This window comes from Rhabdochlamydiaceae symbiont of Dictyostelium giganteum (genome assembly GCF_964291045.1).
Taxonomy (GTDB): Bacteria; Chlamydiota; Chlamydiia; order Chlamydiales; family Rhabdochlamydiaceae; genus PALSA-1444.
Genome location: NZ_OZ197277.1, coordinates 245,738 through 265,039 on the forward strand (window position 1 = coordinate 245,738; position 19,302 = coordinate 265,039).

Sequence of the window (19,302 nt, forward strand, 5' to 3'; positions counted from 1 at the left end):
TTAATTATCATTATAAAATCGGTTTTGTTAGCAGAGGGGTTTTTATGGAGTCTAAAGTATTAATTTGTCCAGATACCTATGAAGCATGGGTAAAAATGCATATTGATGATCAAGGTAAGAAGAGAGTTGAAATTCTTGCACCTCGGTTAATCCAGCGATTTACTAAGTGGGGGCTAGAAATCCCTGATCACCGTCTAACTGAAGAAATGGAAAAGAATGAGATCTATTTTCTCAAGCTTGATGATCTAGAAAAAGATCCTGATTTTTTCACTACCATTTTTCTAGAGACTGTTTGTAGAACACAGCTATTAAAAGATCGATTTTATTGGAAAGATGCGAGTAACTATATTAATGCTGCTGATGAATCACAACGAAAAGATGAAAGAATAGCAAGAAGCATTGCTCTTGTCACAGGGGGGTGGAGGAAAAATTGGACAATGGATCAATCATTAAATACGAGGATTGAGAAAGAAGTTCCAGAAGCACCAACTGAACAGATAGAAAAGCTTAGCATTCAAGAAGGAAAAGATCCGGGTATTTCTAAGAAGGTAAGTAAAACACCTACAAGAGTGGAGCGTCTCTTAAAGATAGACACGGTCGCTACTAAGTTAATTAATGCAAGGAATGAAGCAAAGGCATCTTCACAAACACCTTTAATCCCCATGTCTGGATCCAAAGCTTGATCGCTTAAAGGAGGAATTTCTATGGAATCTAAAGTATTAATTTGTCCAGATACCTATGAAGCATGGGTAAAAATGCATACCAATGATCAAGGCAAGAAGAGAGTTGAAATTCTTGCACCTCGATTAATTAAGCGATTTACTACGCGGGGCATGGCAGTTCCTACTCATCTTAGAACACAAGAAATGAAAAATAATAAAATTCATTTTTTAAAGCTTGATGATCTAGAAAAAGATTCTGAATTTTTCACCTCGATTTTTCTAAAAACTGTGTGTAAAACACAGCTATTAAAAGATAGGTTTTATTGGAAAAATGCAAGTGACTATATCAATGCTGCAACTGAAGAGCAGGAAGAAGAGGAAAGAATACAGGAAACGATTGCTGCTTTAAAAGAATGTTGCGCTGAAGCTGAGGCGAGAGGAACAACATTCTCACAGGAATTTTTTGATAGAACTAGAGGTAAATCTCCTATAGTAGAACAAGAAATTTTCTTAAACCCATTAATAAAAAATTCAACTCAGCAGCTTACTGACAACAAAGCTCCTTTTTTCAAAACCCAAGTAGAAGTACCAACTGAAGAGATAGAAAAGCTTAGCATTCAAGAAGGAAAAGATCCGGGTATTTCTAAGAAGGTCAGTAAAACACCTTCAAGAAGTGAGCGATTCTTAAGGATAGATGCAATCGCTACTCAGTTGATCAATGCAAAAAATAAAGCAAATACATCTTCAATTCCCATGTCTGGATCCAAAGCTTGATAGCTTCAAGGAGGAATTTCTATGGAATCTAAAGTATTAATATGCCCACGTACTTATGAAGCATGGGTAAAAATGCATATTGATGATCAAGGCAAGAAGAGAGTTGAAATTCTTGCGCCTCGGTTAATCCAGCGATTTACTAAGTGGGGGCTAGAAATCCCTGATCACCGTCTAACTGAAGAAATGGAAAAGAATGAGATCTATTTTCTCAAGCTTGATGATCTAGAAAAAGATCCTGATTTTTTCACTACCATTTTTCTAGAGACTGTTTGTAGAACACAGCTATTAAAAGATCGATTTTATTGGAAAGATGCGAGTAACTATATTAATGCTGCTGATGAATCACAACGAATCGATGAAAGAATAGCAAGAAGCATTGCTCTTAGCAAAAAAGGTTGGGCGAGAATTTTAGGAATAAAGGAACCTTTAGATACGGGGGATAAGAGAGAAGTTTTAGAAGTACCAACTGAACAGATAGAAAGGCTTAGTATTCAAGAAGGAAAAGATCCTGGTATTTCTAAGAAGGTAAGTAAAACACCTACAAGAGTGGAGCGCCTCTTAAGGATAGACACGGTCGCTACTAAGTTGATCAACGAGAGGAATAAGGCAAAGGTATCTTTGCAAACATCTTCAATCCCTATGTCTGGATCCAAAGCTTGATTACTTAAAGGAAGGATTTCTATAGAATCTAAAGTGTTAAATTGCTCACGTGCCTATGAGGCATAAGTAAGAATACATATCGATGATCAAGGCAAGAAGAGAGTTTTGAAATTCTTTTACCTTAATTAATCCAGCGATTTACTACTCAGGAATAGAGAGAAAAATCCTTTCCTTAACTCTTATTGAAAATATTTCTGAAACAGATCAAAAAGCTCAGTAAGATCTTGATGATGAGAGTTCCTTAATCAAAGACATAAGGCAAATACGTGAGGGAGGAGTTTTTATAGAGTGTATAGCAATACATGCAAATTTATAGATTAGAAATAATGTAACTTATTATTTTTTGACTGGACTATGCTAGGGATAAGCTCTGGATAAGTCTCTGAATATTTTTTTATTATATCTCTTTGCAGCTCAATATCAAGAGGTACTAGTGCTGGCGCTACATCAGACATCTCACATCCTTGCATAATAGCAGCAACTAATAACGCCCTTGTTAATTGAATTTTCACAGGAGAAACACTATCTCTATCTCCATCAAAATTAACAGGAAAGCCGCAATTTAAAAGATGAACACCTTCAATATGAAGATCTTCATGACAATCTCTTATATAGGAACATTTTTTTCTCATATGAACTGCATCAAATTCTCTGTCGGAGGAGGATGCGCTTAACAAGACGCAATTATTTTTAATGAATTGATGATGAGTTAGAGGAACGCTTATTTGTCCAGTACAGCCGATAATCAGATCAGCATCTTGTAATAAGAGTGATAAATCAAATTCCTGGATTTCATCTGCTTTATCATAAATTTTTACATCCTAGTCATGTTTTATTCGTGTGTAAATGGATGATCCAATGACTCCATTTCCGATAATGAGCACTTGTCTTAGGTCCATGTTAAGACGTGCTATACGCTTCAGAGCTTTTTCTATGACTATTTCACTAATAAAAGGGGATTCATAAAGTAGTTTTGCTTCGCTTCTAGCTACATTAATGACAGGGAACTGAAGATGCTTATTTTTAATTTTCTCATATCCAGAGCTTGTTTGTTCAATACCCACAATTTTTCTATGATCAAGCATTAATGTTGTTGAAATTTCAATGAGTTGACCTCCATCATCAATGATAATAATTTTGTCAAAAACAGATAGATTAAGGGAATTTAAGGCGTCTTCAAGAAATTGAAGTGTTATTTTGCTGAATTGAGTATCAAAGGAGAGATCTTGCTTAAAGAAAAAACTTAAGGGTGAAACGTTTATGCCCTCAGAAAGCATCTCTTGCCAGACAGATTGATTACTTGAATAGCACTTTCCTAAGAGAAAAACATTTTGAGGAGATAGTCCTAATGGATAAAGAGATCTCAACATGGAATGTGTTGTAGATAAGATATGCTGGCAGCCGATTACAAGTGTGTTATTTAAAGAAAGAGAGGGATACAAGGAAGTGACATAGTCAACAATAGGCATGCTTAACATAAAAAAACACCCTTAAATTAAAAAAATATATTTTAAAAAAACGATTCTATTAAGCTACGTATATAATGTCAATTTAATTGCATTGAAATTATATTTAATTTTAAATATGCGTCATATTATTTTAGATGTTTATGCTATATTGCATTTTCTTTATCATTAAAAAATGAGCTGTTTCTAAGTTTATAAATTCATTTTATTTAGGCATTCATCTCTTTGCGCCTTATTTGGGCTATTTCTATAGAGACTTTAGACTAAATCAAGACTGAATAGATCATCCAATTGAAAATTCAAACATTCATGGAAAGAACAATCTGATTGTTTTAATTTTTCCATAGATTCGTGAATAATATATTTTGATAATTGCATTAAAAATGGATTAAATGAGGATGCTTTAAGCATTCTTTGCCATGCAGCTAAAATAATCTCTTCGCTGCCCCATTTATTAACATCAGATTTAAGCTGTTGCATTTGAGCTTCAATTTTATCTAGAGAATAAACTATTAATGCTTCAATAGAGGTCTTTTTTTCGTAGGTTAGCCATAAGTTGCAAAAATCTTCCTCTAAATTGTATGGAAGAACACTTGTAATTTCTTGTATGGCTTTTATCTCTTCTAATTTCTTTATTTTTTCTAGGTTTTGATTTTTAACTATTTCTGAAAAGGGAATATCTCCTGTGATTGCTTCAGGCAAATCATGAACAACCGCTAACTTCAAAGCTTCTAAAATATTAAAATCTAATTCAAGATAGGGAGCTACTGTAATGAGAAGTAAGGCTAAATTCCAAGTGTGGGAAGCTACGGTTTCTTGCATACCATTTGAACACCAAATGCGTCTGGGTTCAAATTTAAGTCTTTCACTTATGTTAAAAAAATTTATTATTGATTTGATATCATGATTACAGTCTTTCACAAATGAAGCCTACTTGAAATACGAGTGTTGATGTCATTGATAATTTTTGGATTTTATCGATAAGTTCAATTTCAATATAAATGTTATTGTTTGGAACATTTTATTATAAAATAATCTAAATATTTTAATTCGTAAGCGTCTACCCATTGGCTAGAATGTTTTGTATGGGGTTTTTCCTGGAGAGCCCATTTACAAAATCCTTTGAAAACATTTTCTCCAATTGAAAGGATATTAATATTTGAAAAACCGTGAGCTGATAGCAGCTCTCTTGCATATTCAATTCCTACTGCATGGTGAGATCCTAGCACATTTAGTGGTAAAATATCATTTATTGCTGGATTAGATGAATAGCCAGTGAAAAAAAATGTACTTATAATCAGCTCGCCATTTGGTTTTAAAATTCTATAGGACTCTTTTATAAAGGCCTCAAAATCAGGAAAATGTTGTGCTGCTTCTAGAGTGATAATACCATCAAAACTTTCATCAGAAAATGATGTATCTGCTGCATATCCCTGTATAAATCTATGAGCCTCTTGTGGATAATTGTCTTTACATAGAGAAATTTGAGAGGGAACTGCATCAATACCCATTGGGTTAAATCCATAATTTAGCATTAGATGCACACCATGCCCTCTTCCACATCCAACTTCAAGGATCCTTCGATCTTGACCATTTTCAAGAAAAGAGATCACTTTTTTATATAAATTTATCTGAGAATCCAATCGAGTTTTTTTATCAATTTTTTCAGGAAGGTTACTCCAAAACCCAAAGTTGATACATCCTAATTCTAGATCAGGGAATAATATTTCCATTCCATTGATATCCATTAATCCAGAATAAAATTTAATAACATCATGATCTACCATTGGTAAATCAATAGTGTTTTCAACAAAATTATATCCTTTGCTCATTTTCCCCTCTTACACTAAAGACATTAATAAAAAATGCGATAAAAAAAAGCAAACTGAGGCCTGCTCCAATTGAATAAAATGATAAATGAAAATATTTAATAAATTCAAGAATTAAAGGAGCAAAAATAGATGCAATACCTTGAATGCCTTCGCAAATCCCTGATGCTTCTCCTATTTTTTTTGAATTAAATAATTGAAATGATCGACTGTATACCAGTGGAATATAAATAGCTCCTATGCATGCTATAATCCCACCAAATACCTTTAATGAAATTGGATTTTTCATTAAGTATGCTCCAATAACCCCTAATAACATGAGTAATCCGCCCAAAAAATATGCCGCAGAAATCAGGTTTGAATAAGTTAAATGATAATCTTTATGAGGTAAAAAATGTAGAATGCTTCCGCTTACGACACCAATTCCAGCTAAAATAAAAAAAGTATCACCTTTAAAAGCTAGAGCGCTGATGAAATATACAGATTCAGCAAACAAAAATGATATCCAAACAAGATATAATTTAAAAATTTTGCCTCCTTTTGTCGCATTTTTTTTATTGCGGTTATAACTTTTATTTTCCTTAAATAAAATAAAAGAAAAAATAAAACTGATTATTGAAAAGTAATAAATTAAATTAATGGAATTTTCCAATCCTAGATTTTGAAAATTACCGAAAAAAATCCATGGAAATGCCTGTAACAATACAGAATAGGCGATTAATTTTGGACTTTGATAACTATGATTTTTTTTACTTGTTTTTAAAAAAAAATTTTTGTGAAAAGAGATTAAACTAGCATTAATAATCGGAGTAGGATTATATGCAAATGCCAATAACATAATAATAGGAAGATTAAATCCATATTTTTTTAAAAAAAAAATCCCAAAAATCCCAATAGCTGTTGTTATTAAGAGAATATTTTTTCGAGAATATTTATCAGATAGTTTGCCAAATAAGTAGGCTCCGCTAATATTGAGTAAAACCCATATTAAAAAAATAAAAATTTCCTTTTCTAAAGGAAAGAATGCGTAAATCCAAACATTTAGTGAAAGTGCACACATAATTGAAAGTGCTGCATTTATAGCTAAAGTAAAAAATGACCCTATTCCTATGTCATCTATTTTTTTTAGCGAATTTATTATCAATGGCCAAATCACAGAAACCTAATTTTTAAATTTTGTTTTTTTACTAAAACCTATCGAATAAATCTATATATATCAATAAATTTATTCCTACCTTCTGATGCCAATTTGATGCATGGAAAGAGTCAAAATAAGAGATATAAGATATAACTATCCGAACATCTTTCCATAAACATATATATTTAGAGAAGTGGGATATTTTATGAGATTTAAAAAATAATTATTTTGTCGAAAAAATAATATAATTTTCTTTCCAAATAGATTTTATCTGTATTATATAAAAATTACTTTATTGGTCGCTCCTGTCTTGCCAGCAATTTGAACTTTTTTCTCTGTAAATATTCACTTTTTAATCCTTACCCTGAGTTTTATTAACCCCTGAAGAGGTTTGCTCAATACCTACTATGGGAAGATCATGAGGAAACCGTGCATTTATTTTCTCTATGAGGTGCCCTCCATCATCTAAAATGAGTATTCTTTTATAAAAATACAAATCATTCTTGGATAATATTTGATCTAGCATTTCATCAACACTTTGATCAAAGACTAAGTCAAAAGGAAGTTTGCCGTTAAAAAAAGAACTGGCTAATGAAATATCTACATTTTTTTGTTGCAATAGATTTATAACAATTGGATTTGTCGAATAGCACTTGCCAAGTATAAATAATTTTTTGCATTGAAAAGGAAATTAAAAAATATTTCGCATAATGCTCTTGTACTAGAACATAAATGTTGCACAGAAATAATAAGAACATCTTCTAAGGACAAGCTGCTTAATGCTTTCTTTGTATATTCAAGTAGTGGCAATTTTTTATTGGAATAAACTATGCCATGGAGTTGAATAGTGAGATTTTTTTGACTATTAGTCATTAGATTCCCATTATATTTTGGTATTTAAGCATTTAAAAAATTAGCATGTTTTTGATAAATTTTGAAAATCAAATAATTTTATTTGTGCTGCGTGGGTGTGTTGTATTAATTCATAGACAATCAAAAAAAATGGAATGAAAAAATAGGGTAATTTTTTATTGATTAAAGAAAAAGCATGGGATTATACTTTTTGTTACAAAGCAAAAAAGGAGATCCCATGCAATCACGACGTAGATCACGACGTAACTGGGCTAAATATAACAGATCTTTAGTTAATCGTAGAGATATTAATTTCTGGGTAGAGTCTACAGCCCATGAAAAATTTAAGGTAAAAGATAAGAAAAAACGAGGCCATCCCTTTAGCTATTCGAATTTTTTGATCATGGCTATGATGACGCTTAGATTCCAATTCAATCTTCCTCTAAGGCAGACACAGGGGTTTTTTAGGTCTCTTCTTGTTCTTCAAGGTATTGATATACAAGTGATTTCCTATTCACAGCTCTGCAGAAGGATGAAAACGCTTTCTCTTCCTAAAAACCTCGTTAAACGTGGGCAAGTGACAGATATTGTGTTAGATTCTACAGGACTAAAAGTGTATGGATCTGGAGAATGGTGTGCCTCTAAATATGGAGGAAAATCCAAGTGGAATAAGCTCCATATAGCCATGAATTTAAAGACACAGGAGATCATCTTAGCTGAAATTGGGGATGAGTATGAGGCTGATACAACCTATTTTGAAAAAGCACTTCAAAAAGCAAATAGCAAGAAAGGGAGAGTTCTTATGGATGGTATCGCTGATAACGAAAACTGCTACGCACTTGCTAAAAAGTATAACAAGGAGCTTCTAACACCTCCTAGAAAAGGAGCGGTTATCCGTAATGAGCCTGTTTATGAAAAAAGAAATGAGGCTATCCAGATCATCAAAGGACTGGGAGGTGATCTAGAAGCAAGATCGATATGGGGAAAGCTAACTGGATACAGTCGAAGAGCGGTAGCCCGAAGTATGATGTCTAGGTGGAAAAGAACCTTTAGTGGAAGCCTAAAAAGTAGATGTCCGCAGAGGAGAAATGTTGAAGTTGCGTTCAAAGCAGGTATGATTAACAAAGTAATTTCTAGAAAAAGTGGATAAAAGTTCCTGGGAAAGGGGAATTATTGTCATTTTTTTGCTCTAAAATATTGTTTTTCAGCATTAGTACAACAAACCCGTGCTGCGTGATTTTTATGCAAAATGAGACCAATTTTTAGTATACAATTACAGAAGCGATTGTGTTGATATTAGCTCACTGAAATAGGAATTAAAGGATTTTTTTAATCATGCAGGGCCTAATCTTTGATGTTATCTAGTTAGCATTGTAGAACGAATAGGGCATTTTAATTGAATAAATTTATGGTTACAAATAACTTGCCTGCATATCAGCTAGGCGAATATTAAAAAATATAGATTGGTTTCAAATGAGGGCTTTTGAATTCATCGATTATTTCGTTATATTAAATTAATAATTGTAAAAAATAGATTGATCTGCGGATTGTTTTTATGGAATATTATTAAAAAATAATATCACTTTTGCAGAATAACAAATATTTTTCTATTGGATTTGATACGATAAAAGATGTATGTTTTCATTAAAGATAAAACATACATAAGGAGAGACGTTTTATGAGCAATTCGACTACTCAAGAATATTATAAGTTATCAGCGGATCAAATTTGTGAAAATGTAAATATGACAGGTCAAGAAGTTATTAAATCAGAAATAGAAGGTGTTTCTTTACTTTTGTTTCCTCATGTCTATCCTTCTCATAAATTTAGGACAACATCTTTTGTTCTTAAGAATTTAAAGGAAATTATTAAGAATAAAACAGTATGTGATATGGGATGTGGACCAGGAATTGTGGGTTTATTCTCTTTGCATAATGGAGCCACAAAAGTAGTTCAAGCTGATATCAATCCAAATGCTATAGAAAACGCCAAAGAAAATAACATTTTAAATGGCTTTAAAGAAGATCGAGTACAAACCTATCTGAGTAACTGTTTTGATAATATCCCTCCAAATATTTTTGATGTAATTGTATTTAATATGCCTTACCACTGTGATGAGATCAAAATTAACGATCCCTTAGAGTATGCTTTTTATGACCCAGCTTTTGTTTCCATACAAAAATTTTTATCCCAGTCTAAATCTTACTCACATAAAACAACTCAAATTTTTATAGCTTTTTCTAATAAAGGGAATACAGAATTATTAGAGACAATTTTCACTAATAGTCCTTATAAGTGGGAGTTATGGAAAGTAACCAATACAGAACAAGAATACGATAATAGAATCTATCTACTTCAGCAAAATGATTGATTTTAGAGAAAAAAGCATTCAGATATTGCGATTTTTACATTTGGCAGAGCAGCTAAAGAATGAGTTACGTCATAGTTGGACCTCTCAGGGAAGACAAGAAAGCGTTGCTGATCATTCTTGGAGAATGTGTCTTTTGCTGCTGGTTAGTGCTCCCTATCTTACTCCACAACTAGACCTTTTAAAAGCTCTAAAAATGGCCATTATTCATGATATAGGTGAAATAATAGTAGGTGATTTACATGCTTTTCAATTAATGAAAAATCCAATCCTTGCTCAAGATAAGAAAGTGAAAGAGAGCCTTGCCATGAAAAAAATTGTAGAGCCTCTAGGGGAGGAAGGTATTGAACTTCTTAATATCTGGAATGAATTTGAGGCTAATCAATCAATAGAAGCAAGGGCAGTCAATTTTATAGATAAAATCGAGGCCTGTATTCAGCATAATGAAGCAGATATACAAACATGGACTGTTGAAGAGATAGAAGGAATAGATGAGTATTTCTCAGCGCTAACTCCAATAGAACCTTTTTATCAAGAAATTAAAAAAATTATTCAGTTGGAAACATCGAAAAAAATAGATGCCACCTACCAAGGGAAAGAATGAAAATGAAAAAGTCCAATAAGCTAAGTGAGGAAATTCAAAAGTCGCAAATTCTTTATAGAGAGCGTGAAAATAAATCTCTTTTTAATATTATCGAAGAATTTTCTCAAGGAGAATTGGATAAATATGAATATATTTTAGAAATGCATGATAAATATTCAACTTTGTTTGAACTGAAAAAGTTAATAAAAAAATGCAATATTAAATCTATTTCAATTGATTCTGATTTTGTGAAATTTCATTTAGATGGCTCTAATTTGACATTGATCGCAGATAATGCCTGCCGTTCGGCTTTATTTGAATCGCTAAATTTTGGTTCTTATGAACAAGAAGAAATGCAAATGATAGAGAACCTGATTGGAGAAAAGGATGTTATATTCGATATAGGGGCGCATTTAGGCTGGTACTCCATTCAACTAGCTTATTTACGTAAGCATGCAACTATTTATGGATTTGAACCTGTTGCAGCAACTTATCACTTATTTAAAAAAAATATTGAATTAAATGAATTAACCAACATTAATTATTTTAATTTTGGTTTTTCTGATAAAGAAAAAATGACAAATTTTTATTATTCTGAAGCAGGATCTGCTATTGCTTCAGAGCAAGATATTTTTGAGGTGAATACCCTAGGAACAGTGGAGTGCTATTTAAAACGACTAGATGATTTTGTTTTAGATAAAAAAATTAGCCAAATAGATTTCATAAAATGTGATGTTGAAGGTGCGGAGTTTTTAGTTTTAAAAGGTGGGCAAAATTCTATAAAGAAATTCTCTCCCATCTTATTTCTTGAACTTGTTGAGAATTGGTGTAATATGTTTAGCTACACAATACAAGAATTAATTGTTTTTCTCTTTGATCTTGGTTATAAAATGTTTGAAATTCAAAAAGGCCATTTGAAGGAATTAAATGCAATTTCCACTGAAAGCATCGATAATTTTAATTATCTATTTTTACATGGAAAGAAACACGAACATTTGATCAGTAAGTTCTCTAGTAAATGAGCAAATAGAGAGTGTATAGTACGAAGATTAAAAAATAAAAATAATGCCTTTTTTCCAGAATCATTATTGTATGCTGTATTATTATCCTAATAAGTGGGAGGCATTTTGCTAGTTTTTCTTAGTATATGCCATCATGTTTTTGGATTTTTACTTTAAAATTAGAGATTAGATTTTGTGGCTATTATATCAATCCTTGGGAAGCTAAAAAGAATTTCTCCATTTTTTAAAGGCCCAACAATTTTCAAGTAGGTATCAATAACTTGATCAAGAAATATTTGTTTTAAATTTTGGGGTAAAGGCTGTAAATATGAAAACCATTGTATAATGTAATTTTCAAAACTGGTTTTTGAGGAAAAATGAACAACATGCTGAACATTATCAAAATAAATAGATTCAAATTTGTTTTTCACTAATAATTTTTCATAGTTATCACTTCGTTCAAAATACCATTCAGGAGAAAATTGATAGAAATAGCTAGCCCATTCTGTTGAAGATATTACTATTTCAATAGATGTTTCAAGCTCAGTGGAGATTCCTAGAGGGATTGTTGCTACTAAATATCCTTTTGGCTTTAAACTTTTTCTTGCAGATTGGAAGAACAAATCTGGATTTGGCATCCACTGTATGGCAAAAGAGGAAAAAATAACATCCATAGTTGCATTAAAATCAAATTGTTGAGCATCTTGAATTAAAAAAGTTAAATTAGGATGGGATTCATGATTGAAAGATTTTCTAGAAAATTCAATCATATCTGAAGAAATATCTATTCCTATAATGGAACCATTAGGAACTTTTTTGGCTATGATAGATGTTATTTTTCCATCTCCACATCCTATATCAAGGATATTTTCAGATCCTTTTAATTGAACTTTTTTTAAAAGATTTATTGCAGCTTCTTTTTGTACAAATGAATGGTCTGCATATTTTTTGGCATTCCATAAATATTTTACTTTAGTATTCATTAAATTTTAGTTGATTAAGGTTTAAAAATTTAAAATAAGTGAATACCACAAACGTGGTTTCCCGAATCGTTCTTGAGATTTATTTAAGCTTAATCCCATTTTTTCTAATACTCTCTTTGAAGGAAGATTTTCTGGATGCACTGTCGCCATTATTTTTAAAACAGAAAATTCTTTAAAATAACCCAAGCTATTGATGCTACGTGTATAATTAATAATAATGGCTTTTAGAGCTTCAGTACAAAAGCCTCTATTATGATATTTTTCATGTAAAATATAACCTATTTCAAAAACCCCTGGCTCTTCTGTAGGAAGAAAATCAATTTGCCCTATAAAATCCAGGCCATCTTTATTAAAAATAGAAAAAAAACCAAAGGGTTTACCTTGTATAAAAAAAGCGGCCCCCTTTTGAGAGATGAGAGTGTTGACTTCAAATTTAGTTTTTGGCTTTCCATGGTCAAAGTATTTAGTGATAGCTGCATCTCCATAAAGTTGGACGTATTTTTGAAAGTCCTCACTTTTATAAGATCGAATAAAAAGTCGTTCAGTTTCAATTTCAACTTGAAAATGGTTATAATTTAGCTGAAAAGAAATACGAGAATCTTCAATGGGCTCATTTTTTAGGGATTGCATAATAGTTACCTATAGAGATGAGATGGGTAATAGGTCTATAAAATGGGCGTAGGATAAATCACATTTTTTTAATATGCCTCCTGGAGCGTTGTAAGGACGATCTTCCTTCTTAAAGCCATAATTGAAAGATAAAAATTTAATGTTTATGGAGATTTCTTCCTTATAAAGCGAAGAAATAAAATATTTAAGATCATTTTGAAATGAATTTTGAGTGTCTCTATAATATTTTAATTCATCATTGGGAAGAGTAAAGACAATTTGAATAGGATCCTCTTTACCTTTACTTATTCTTGAAATAATATAATCAATAATTAAATGCCCTTCAAGATATTGAATAATAGAGTACGCTTTATTAGTATCATGATTATACCAATTAGATAAAATTGAGCAGTTGTCAGAAAAAATATTACCTAATCGAATATTACTATATTGAAAATGTTGGCTAGATTCAGAAATAAAATGACGAGAAAGAGCCCTTTTAAAGTAAACAATCAAATTATTTTCTGTTATTTTTTGCATTTGCATAAAAATTTGAGATGACTTGATACATTTTATCTGGTGAGACGGGATGCTCTCTATTATATCGCAAGCACTATTAAAACTTTGAATTGATGATTGAATTTTTTTCAATGCACTCCATGCTGTAAGGTCGACTAACCAAAAAGTAGCCTCTGTATGTTTGCTGAGCACAGGGGAAAACAAAAAATCTTTGTAAAATTGAACTCCTGCTGTCTTTAATCCATAGCATCCTATATACCATATAATGACATGAGGATTAGGCATCTGTATGATTTTACATACAATATGTTCAATAGGAAGGTCTTCTATAAATTCAACTTCTACTTTACACATAGCAGAAATAGACTCTTTTTTTCTTAGAAAAGATATGGATTAGATGGCTTTTTTCAGAAGAAATCAATTTAAGCATAGAAGGTGGCATAACTATCGCTATTCTCAGAAAATGTTTGAAGTATAGCATAGCGACTCAACTTGTATTTTTTAAATAATTAATCTGCATAATATGAAAAAAATGAAGCTTACAAGAGATAGATTACATCGATATAAGCCAAATCAAAAAATGAAATGAAAAAACAGATCAAATTTTTAGGAACTAAAGAAAAACATAGAATTTACGCTTTTCCATATCGCTAAACAGCACGCTTCAAGAAAAAATCACATCTTCATGATCAGCCTGTTTGTAAAAAAAGAGAGAATAATCAGAGTGGATAGATGGATTTGCTTTAAAAGTATCAGATAAGGGATTATTAAATATTTCTATTCAAAAAGTGTGGGCTGAGTACATACATACCCCTCTTGAACAAAAAATTCTATTCAAGAGGGGTATGTGTATTTTATGAAGAGGAAGGAGCCTCTTCAATGGCAACTGGAGTGACATCCATAAAGACAATCTTTCCTTCTTCAACCTTAGCTTGAAGTGAAATGCTTTGAGACATTTGCTGCAGCAATTTTTCTGCTAAAGGGTCTTCAAGATGTGTTTCAATCACTCTACGGATAGGACGAGCTCCCATTTCAGGTTGATACCCTTTTTCAACCAGAAGCTCTTTAACAGCAGGATCGATCGTTAAAGAGATCTGCCGTCTTGTTAGCCGTGTTTGAAGTTTTTGAATTTCAAGATCAACTACTTTCAGAAGCGCTGGTTTATCAAGCGTTCTAAAGATGACAGAACCATCAAGTCTATTCACAAATTCTGGTTTAAAGTTTTTACGAACAGCTGTTTCAATCGCTTCTTGAATCTTTTTAAAATCAGAAGAGTTGTCTTGAGCTCCAAAGCCAACTTCTACTTGCTTACGGACAAGATCAGCGCCAAGATTTGAGGTCATAATTACAATGGTGTTACGGAAATCCACCTTTCTTCCAAATGAGTCTGTAAGACGTCCCTCTTCAAGAATTTGAAGAAGAATATTCATCACATCAGGGTGCGCTTTTTCAATCTCATCAAACAGCACAACGCAGTAAGGTCTTTGTCTTACTTGCTCTGTGAGCTGCCCTCCCTCTTCAAATCCTACATACCCTGGAGGGGATCCTGTCATACGGGAGACGGCGAATTTCTCCATATATTCTGACATGTCCACTTGAATAAGCGCATCTTCTCCTCCAAACATGGTGATAGCAAGTTGCTTAGCAAGAAGGGTTTTTCCTACACCTGTAGGCCCTAAAAAGAGAAAGGCTCCAATCGGGCGGTTAGGATCTTTAATGTCTGCTTTACTGCGGCGTATGGCTTTACAAACCGTTTGAATGGCATCATCTTGTCCAGTGATTTTTTCACTTAAGAGCTCTTGCATCTTGAGTATTTTAGCCGTTTCTGCTTCTGTTAGACGGGTGATAGGAATGCCTGTTTGTTTAGAGACAATCAAAGCAATGTCATCTTCATCAACAATCACTTGATGCTCTTTTTTAGAAAGCTCCCACTCTGTCATGAGTCTTTGAAGTTGCTGACGGAGGTTTTTTTCATCATCGCGCAGTTTAGCAGCTTTTTCATAATCTTGATGCGTAATCGCCTCTTCTTTAGCAATTCTTGCCTTTTCAATCTCTTGATCAAGATCTGCAATATTGGGCGGTTGATGCATGGAAGAAATCCGTGCTTTTGCTCCTGCTTCATCTAAAAGATCAATCGCCTTATCAGGAAGAAACCGCCCAGTAATGTATCTGTCAGAGAGCTTAGCAGCAGCTTCAATGGAGGCTTCTGTATAAGAGCAGTGGTGGTGCTCTTCATATTTTTTTCGAAGTCCTTTTAAGATATGGATGCTATCTGGAATGGAGGGAGGAGCGACAACGATTTTCTGAAACCGTCTTTCTAAAGCCGCATCTTTTTCAATGTGTTTACGGTATTCATCAAGCGTTGTAGCTCCGATGCACTGAATTTCTCCTCTAGCAAGCGCTGGCTTTAAGATATTAGAAGCGTCAATAGCTCCTTCAGCCGCTCCCGCTCCTACAATCGTGTGGATTTCATCGATGAAAAGGAGAATGTTTCCATTTTTTTTCACTTCATCCATCACCGCTTTAATCCGCTCTTCAAACTGCCCGCGGTATTTGGTGCCTGCGATCATGAGAGTGAGATCTAAAGATATGAGCCGTTTTTTTGCAAGATGATCGGGCACCTCACCGCGCATGATCGCTTGAGCTAACCCCTCGACAATGGCTGTTTTTCCAACACCTGCTTCTCCAAGAAGCACGGGGTTATTTTTACGGCGCCTACATAAAATGAGAATTAAACGTTCCACTTCCTCTTTTCTTCCGATGACAGGATCGAGTTTTCCCTCTTTGGAAAGTTCTGTTAGATCGTGCCCATACGCTCTCAGAGCTGGCATTTTTTCTGTTCCTGAAGACGCTTTATCATACGATTTTGTTGAGCTAGAAGGATTGGGAGCAGAGTGGTGCAGTCCGATGGGGGGCAGCTGCAAGTTGAATGTCTCAAGCTCTTTCAGGATTTCTTTTTGAATATCTTTTAGGCTGACATTTAAGCTTTCTAGCACCTGAGCGCCCACTCCATCACTTTGTCTTAAAAGGGCTAAAAGAAGGTGCTCTGTCCCCACATAGTTGTGATTTAAGCTAGAGGCCTCTTCGTTAGAAAACTCAAACACCTTTTTCACTTTCGAGGTGAGTGTTGGGTCGCCGTACACTTGCATCTCAGGCCCAAATCCCACAAGCTTTTCCACCTCTTGCCGGACGGTTTCATAGTCGAGGTTAAAATTACGGAGAACATTAACAGCGATACCTTGCCCGAGCTTAAGGAGTCCTAAGAGCACATGCTCTGTTCCTAAGTAGTTGTGATTCATGCGCTGGGCTTCTTTTTTCGCAAGCTTAATGACCTGTTTGGCGCGGTTAGTAAATTTATCAAACATAGGTGACCTACATGGGTTAAAAACAGTATCGATTCAAGATGATAAATCCCTTCAGGGCGATTCACACTTCCTCATGGGTCATTCTATTCGGTTGAGGACTTTTTTCGCAAACAGATGGAAAAAGAAGAGAGGAGACCTTGGGCATTTTTTCAGGGTATGATCAAGATCGTGATTTTCTCTTTTTTCTAGTCTTCCTTTAAACAAGAGGCTGCAGTAAAATAGCATTTTTAACCATAAAGATAGATCATGAGCTGGACATTCATCGCAAGAAAAGCTGCTAAGGCCTCTGAGAATATGGAATACGATGCAGAACTTCTCAAAACCCTTGTACCAGAAGCTAAGCCGATTTTGCATCTCTATGATTGGGAAAGGCCAAGTTTAACTTATGGCTTTTTTGCACGGCCTGAAAAACTGCTCCATTTAGATGCGGTTAAAAAGCATGGATTTGATTTAGCAAGAAGACCCACCGGCGGAGGTGTGGTTTTTCATGCGTGGGATCTGGCTTTTTCTGTTCTCATCCCTGCTGGCTCATCTCTTTATTCACAAAACACCCTTGAAAATTATGAACTCATCAATCAAGTGGTTTTTTCTGTTGTCCAAGATTTTGTAGGGTCTGCTGCTTTAATGAGTCTAACTCCCTCAGATACTGTCATTCAACATCCTGAAGAGGCATTTTTTTGCATGGCAAGACCCACTAAATACGACCTTGTTGTAGGAGAAAAAAAGATTGCGGGAGCTGCTCAACGGAAAATGAAGCAAGGCTTTTTACATCAAGGAACGATTGCGCTTCAATTCCCTGATCTTAATCTCTTAGATGAGCTTCTCCCTTCTTTTTCTGTGAGAGAAGCGATGAGAAGAACCACATTTCCTCTCCTTTCTGAAAATATCTCTCTTGAAGAGGGCAGGGATCAGCTTCGTCTTTTACTTCAAAAACGGTTTTTAACTCTTTAACGGATCACTTATGAATATGAAATCGAAATCAGCCATTACGCCAACACGCGCTCAAAACTACCCTGAATGGTACCAAGAAGTGATTAAAGCTGCCGATTTAGCAGAACACTCTCCGGTTAGAGGATGCATGGTCATTAAACCGTGGGGATATGCCCTTTGGGAAAACATGCAAAAAGTGCTCGATAAGCAATTTAAAAAGCTAGGGGTGCAAAACGCTTACTTTCCTTTATTTATCCCTTTAAGCTTTTTACAAAAAGAGGCAGAGCATGTGGAAGGGTTTGCTAAAGAGTGCGCAGTTGTCACTCACCATAAGCTCACTAAAAATGCAGAAGGCAAACTTGTCCCTTCAGGAGAGCTGGAAGAGCCTCTCATTGTCCGTCCGACATCAGAAATGATCATTGGAGAGATGTTTTCCAAATGGGTTACTTCTTACCGTGACCTCCCTTTAAAGATTAACCAGTGGGCAAATGTGGTGAGATGGGAAATGAGAACCCGTCTTTTCTTAAGAACAACAGAGTTTCTCTGGCAAGAGGGGCACACAGTTCACGCAACAGAAGAAGAGGCAAAAGAGCAGACACTACAAATTTTAGATGTGTATGCCGCTTTTGCAAGAGACTATCTAGCGATTCCTGTCATTGTAGGAGAAAAAACACCTTCAGAGAGATTCCCTGGCGCCTCTGCAACATATACCATAGAGGCGATGATGCAAGATGGGAAGGCGCTTCAAATGGGCACCTCTCACTTCTTAGGGCAAAACTTTGCTAAAGGCTCGGGAATTGAGTTCCGAGATGCAAACGGAGATATGCTGTATGCTTGGACCACTTCTTGGGGAGTCACCACCCGGATGATTGGGGCTTTAGTGATGACCCATAGTGATGATGATGGACTCATTGTGCCTCCTAAAATTGCAGCTACTCATGCGGTGATTATCCCGATCATTCATAAAGAAGAGCACCGAGAAGAAATTCTTTCTTATGCAAGAAATCTCGCTTCTAGTCTCAATGAACTTCATTATCATGGCAATAACATCCATGTCCATGTGGATGAAAGAGATATCAGGGGAGGAGAGAAGAACTGGGGATGGATTAAGAAAGGAGTCCCCATCCGGATTGAAGTGGGTTTAAGAGAAATGGAGAGTAAAAAGCTCTCTCTTTTTAGAAGAGATCAGGCGCATAAAGAAGTGACACACCTTTCAGCTGAGGAGATCACTTTACAATTAAGAGACATTTTAGATGATATTCAAGCTAATCTTTATACAAGAGCCCTGTATTTTAGAGATTCTCATATCACCTCTATTGATTCTAAAGAGGCGTTTTATGCTCACTTCACAGCAGGAGATGAAGAGAAAAACACAGGGTTTGTGATGGCACATTGGAGCGGGGATCCTGAAGTGGAAAAAATTGTGAAAGAGCTTGGCGTGACCATTCGGTGCATTCCTTTAGAGGGGGAGAGAGAAGAGAGCCTTTGTCCTATCACAGGGCGGCGGAGTCAAGGGCGTGTTGTCTATGCAAAATCGTATTAACCTAGAGAGGTTGGATTAAA

The 19,302-nt window shown here is 34.5% G+C and carries 19 protein-coding genes; 9 read left to right on the plus strand and 10 right to left on the minus strand.

The annotated features are described in order from the left end of the window. The first annotated feature begins 44 nt into the window (after positions 1-44). From ACI7T6_RS00890 to ACI7T6_RS00900, 3 genes are read left to right on the plus strand one after another with little or no spacing between them, the layout of a single operon-like run. Positions 45-683, plus strand: a complete 639-nt coding sequence (locus ACI7T6_RS00890; RefSeq protein WP_404665716.1) for a hypothetical protein — start codon at positions 45-47, stop codon at positions 681-683. Between the two features lie 21 nt (positions 684-704). Then, positions 705-1,436 (plus strand): hypothetical protein, encoded by a 732-nt coding sequence (locus ACI7T6_RS00895; RefSeq protein WP_404665717.1) that lies wholly within the window; start codon positions 705-707, stop codon positions 1,434-1,436. A gap of 21 nt (positions 1,437-1,457) precedes the next feature. Next, on the plus strand, positions 1,458-2,096 hold the full coding sequence (locus ACI7T6_RS00900; RefSeq protein ID WP_404665718.1) for a hypothetical protein: 639 nt from the start codon (positions 1,458-1,460) through the stop codon (positions 2,094-2,096). Positions 2,097-2,413: 317 nt separating this feature from the next. Here the strand turns inward: ACI7T6_RS00900 and ACI7T6_RS00905 are convergent, their stop codons facing one another. From ACI7T6_RS00905 to ACI7T6_RS00930, 6 genes are all read right to left on the minus strand, one after another. After that, positions 2,414-2,728 (minus strand): hypothetical protein, encoded by a 315-nt coding sequence (locus tag ACI7T6_RS00905; RefSeq protein WP_404665719.1) that lies wholly within the window; start codon positions 2,726-2,728, stop codon positions 2,414-2,416. Between the two features lie 189 nt (positions 2,729-2,917). After that, positions 2,918-3,574 carry a hypothetical protein gene (locus tag ACI7T6_RS00910; RefSeq protein WP_404665720.1) on the minus strand — a complete coding sequence of 219 codons (657 nt, stop codon included), beginning with the start codon at positions 3,572-3,574 and terminating at the stop codon, positions 2,918-2,920. Positions 3,575-3,820: 246 nt separating this feature from the next. Continuing rightward, positions 3,821-4,483: an HD family hydrolase gene (locus ACI7T6_RS00915; RefSeq protein WP_404665721.1), complete on the minus strand. Its 663-nt coding sequence runs from the start codon at positions 4,481-4,483 to the stop codon at positions 3,821-3,823. Between the two features lie 83 nt (positions 4,484-4,566). Continuing rightward, a complete protein-coding gene (locus ACI7T6_RS00920; protein WP_404665722.1) occupies positions 4,567-5,394 on the minus strand; it encodes a class I SAM-dependent methyltransferase in 828 nt (275 codons plus the stop codon). Next, the gene (locus tag ACI7T6_RS00925) at positions 5,378-6,547 is read right to left on the minus strand and encodes a hypothetical protein (protein ID WP_404665723.1); all 1,170 of its coding nucleotides are present in this window, start codon (positions 6,545-6,547) and stop codon (positions 5,378-5,380) included. The genes ACI7T6_RS00920 and ACI7T6_RS00925 overlap by 17 nt, the downstream gene beginning before the upstream one ends. A gap of 334 nt (positions 6,548-6,881) precedes the next feature. Further along, positions 6,882-7,148 carry a hypothetical protein gene (locus ACI7T6_RS00930; RefSeq protein WP_404665724.1) on the minus strand — a complete coding sequence of 89 codons (267 nt, stop codon included), beginning with the start codon at positions 7,146-7,148 and terminating at the stop codon, positions 6,882-6,884. 471 nt (positions 7,149-7,619) lie between these two features. Between ACI7T6_RS00930 and ACI7T6_RS00935 the strand changes: the two genes are divergently transcribed. From ACI7T6_RS00935 to ACI7T6_RS00950, 4 genes are all read left to right on the plus strand, one after another. Then, complete coding sequence (locus tag ACI7T6_RS00935; RefSeq protein WP_404665725.1) at positions 7,620-8,531, plus strand: IS5 family transposase; 912 nt, start codon at positions 7,620-7,622, stop codon at positions 8,529-8,531. Between the two features lie 528 nt (positions 8,532-9,059). After that, positions 9,060-9,752 (plus strand): methyltransferase, encoded by a 693-nt coding sequence (locus ACI7T6_RS00940; protein WP_404665726.1) that lies wholly within the window; start codon positions 9,060-9,062, stop codon positions 9,750-9,752. After that, positions 9,745-10,353 (plus strand): HD family hydrolase, encoded by a 609-nt coding sequence (locus ACI7T6_RS00945; protein WP_404665727.1) that lies wholly within the window; start codon positions 9,745-9,747, stop codon positions 10,351-10,353. The genes ACI7T6_RS00940 and ACI7T6_RS00945 overlap by 8 nt, the downstream gene beginning before the upstream one ends. Continuing rightward, positions 10,350-11,354: an FkbM family methyltransferase gene (locus ACI7T6_RS00950; protein ID WP_404665728.1), complete on the plus strand. Its 1,005-nt coding sequence runs from the start codon at positions 10,350-10,352 to the stop codon at positions 11,352-11,354. The genes ACI7T6_RS00945 and ACI7T6_RS00950 overlap by 4 nt, the downstream gene beginning before the upstream one ends. Before the next feature lie 158 nt (positions 11,355-11,512). On the opposite strand, the gene ACI7T6_RS00955 is transcribed toward ACI7T6_RS00950, so the two are convergent. The 4 genes from ACI7T6_RS00955 to ACI7T6_RS00970 form a co-directional block, all read right to left on the minus strand. Beyond that, positions 11,513-12,316 (minus strand): class I SAM-dependent methyltransferase, encoded by an 804-nt coding sequence (locus ACI7T6_RS00955; protein WP_404665729.1) that lies wholly within the window; start codon positions 12,314-12,316, stop codon positions 11,513-11,515. A gap of 21 nt (positions 12,317-12,337) precedes the next feature. Next, positions 12,338-12,946 (minus strand): GNAT family N-acetyltransferase, encoded by a 609-nt coding sequence (locus ACI7T6_RS00960; protein ID WP_404665730.1) that lies wholly within the window; start codon positions 12,944-12,946, stop codon positions 12,338-12,340. Between the two features lie 9 nt (positions 12,947-12,955). Continuing rightward, positions 12,956-13,798: a hypothetical protein gene (locus ACI7T6_RS00965; protein WP_404665731.1), complete on the minus strand. Its 843-nt coding sequence runs from the start codon at positions 13,796-13,798 to the stop codon at positions 12,956-12,958. A gap of 500 nt (positions 13,799-14,298) precedes the next feature. Next, entirely contained in the window at positions 14,299-16,809 is a 2,511-nt protein-coding gene (locus ACI7T6_RS00970; RefSeq protein ID WP_404665732.1) for an ATP-dependent Clp protease ATP-binding subunit, read from the minus strand. Positions 16,810-17,055: 246 nt separating this feature from the next. On the opposite strand from ACI7T6_RS00970, the gene ACI7T6_RS00975 reads away from it, so the two are divergent. Both ACI7T6_RS00975 and proS read left to right on the plus strand, forming a co-directional pair. Beyond that, positions 17,056-17,760 (plus strand): lipoyl protein ligase domain-containing protein, encoded by a 705-nt coding sequence (locus ACI7T6_RS00975; RefSeq protein WP_404665733.1) that lies wholly within the window; start codon positions 17,056-17,058, stop codon positions 17,758-17,760. A 10-nt stretch (positions 17,761-17,770) separates the two neighbouring features. Further along, complete coding sequence (gene proS, locus ACI7T6_RS00980) at positions 17,771-19,282, plus strand: proline--tRNA ligase (protein ID WP_404665734.1); 1,512 nt, start codon at positions 17,771-17,773, stop codon at positions 19,280-19,282. The last annotated feature ends 20 nt before the right edge of the window (positions 19,283-19,302 follow it).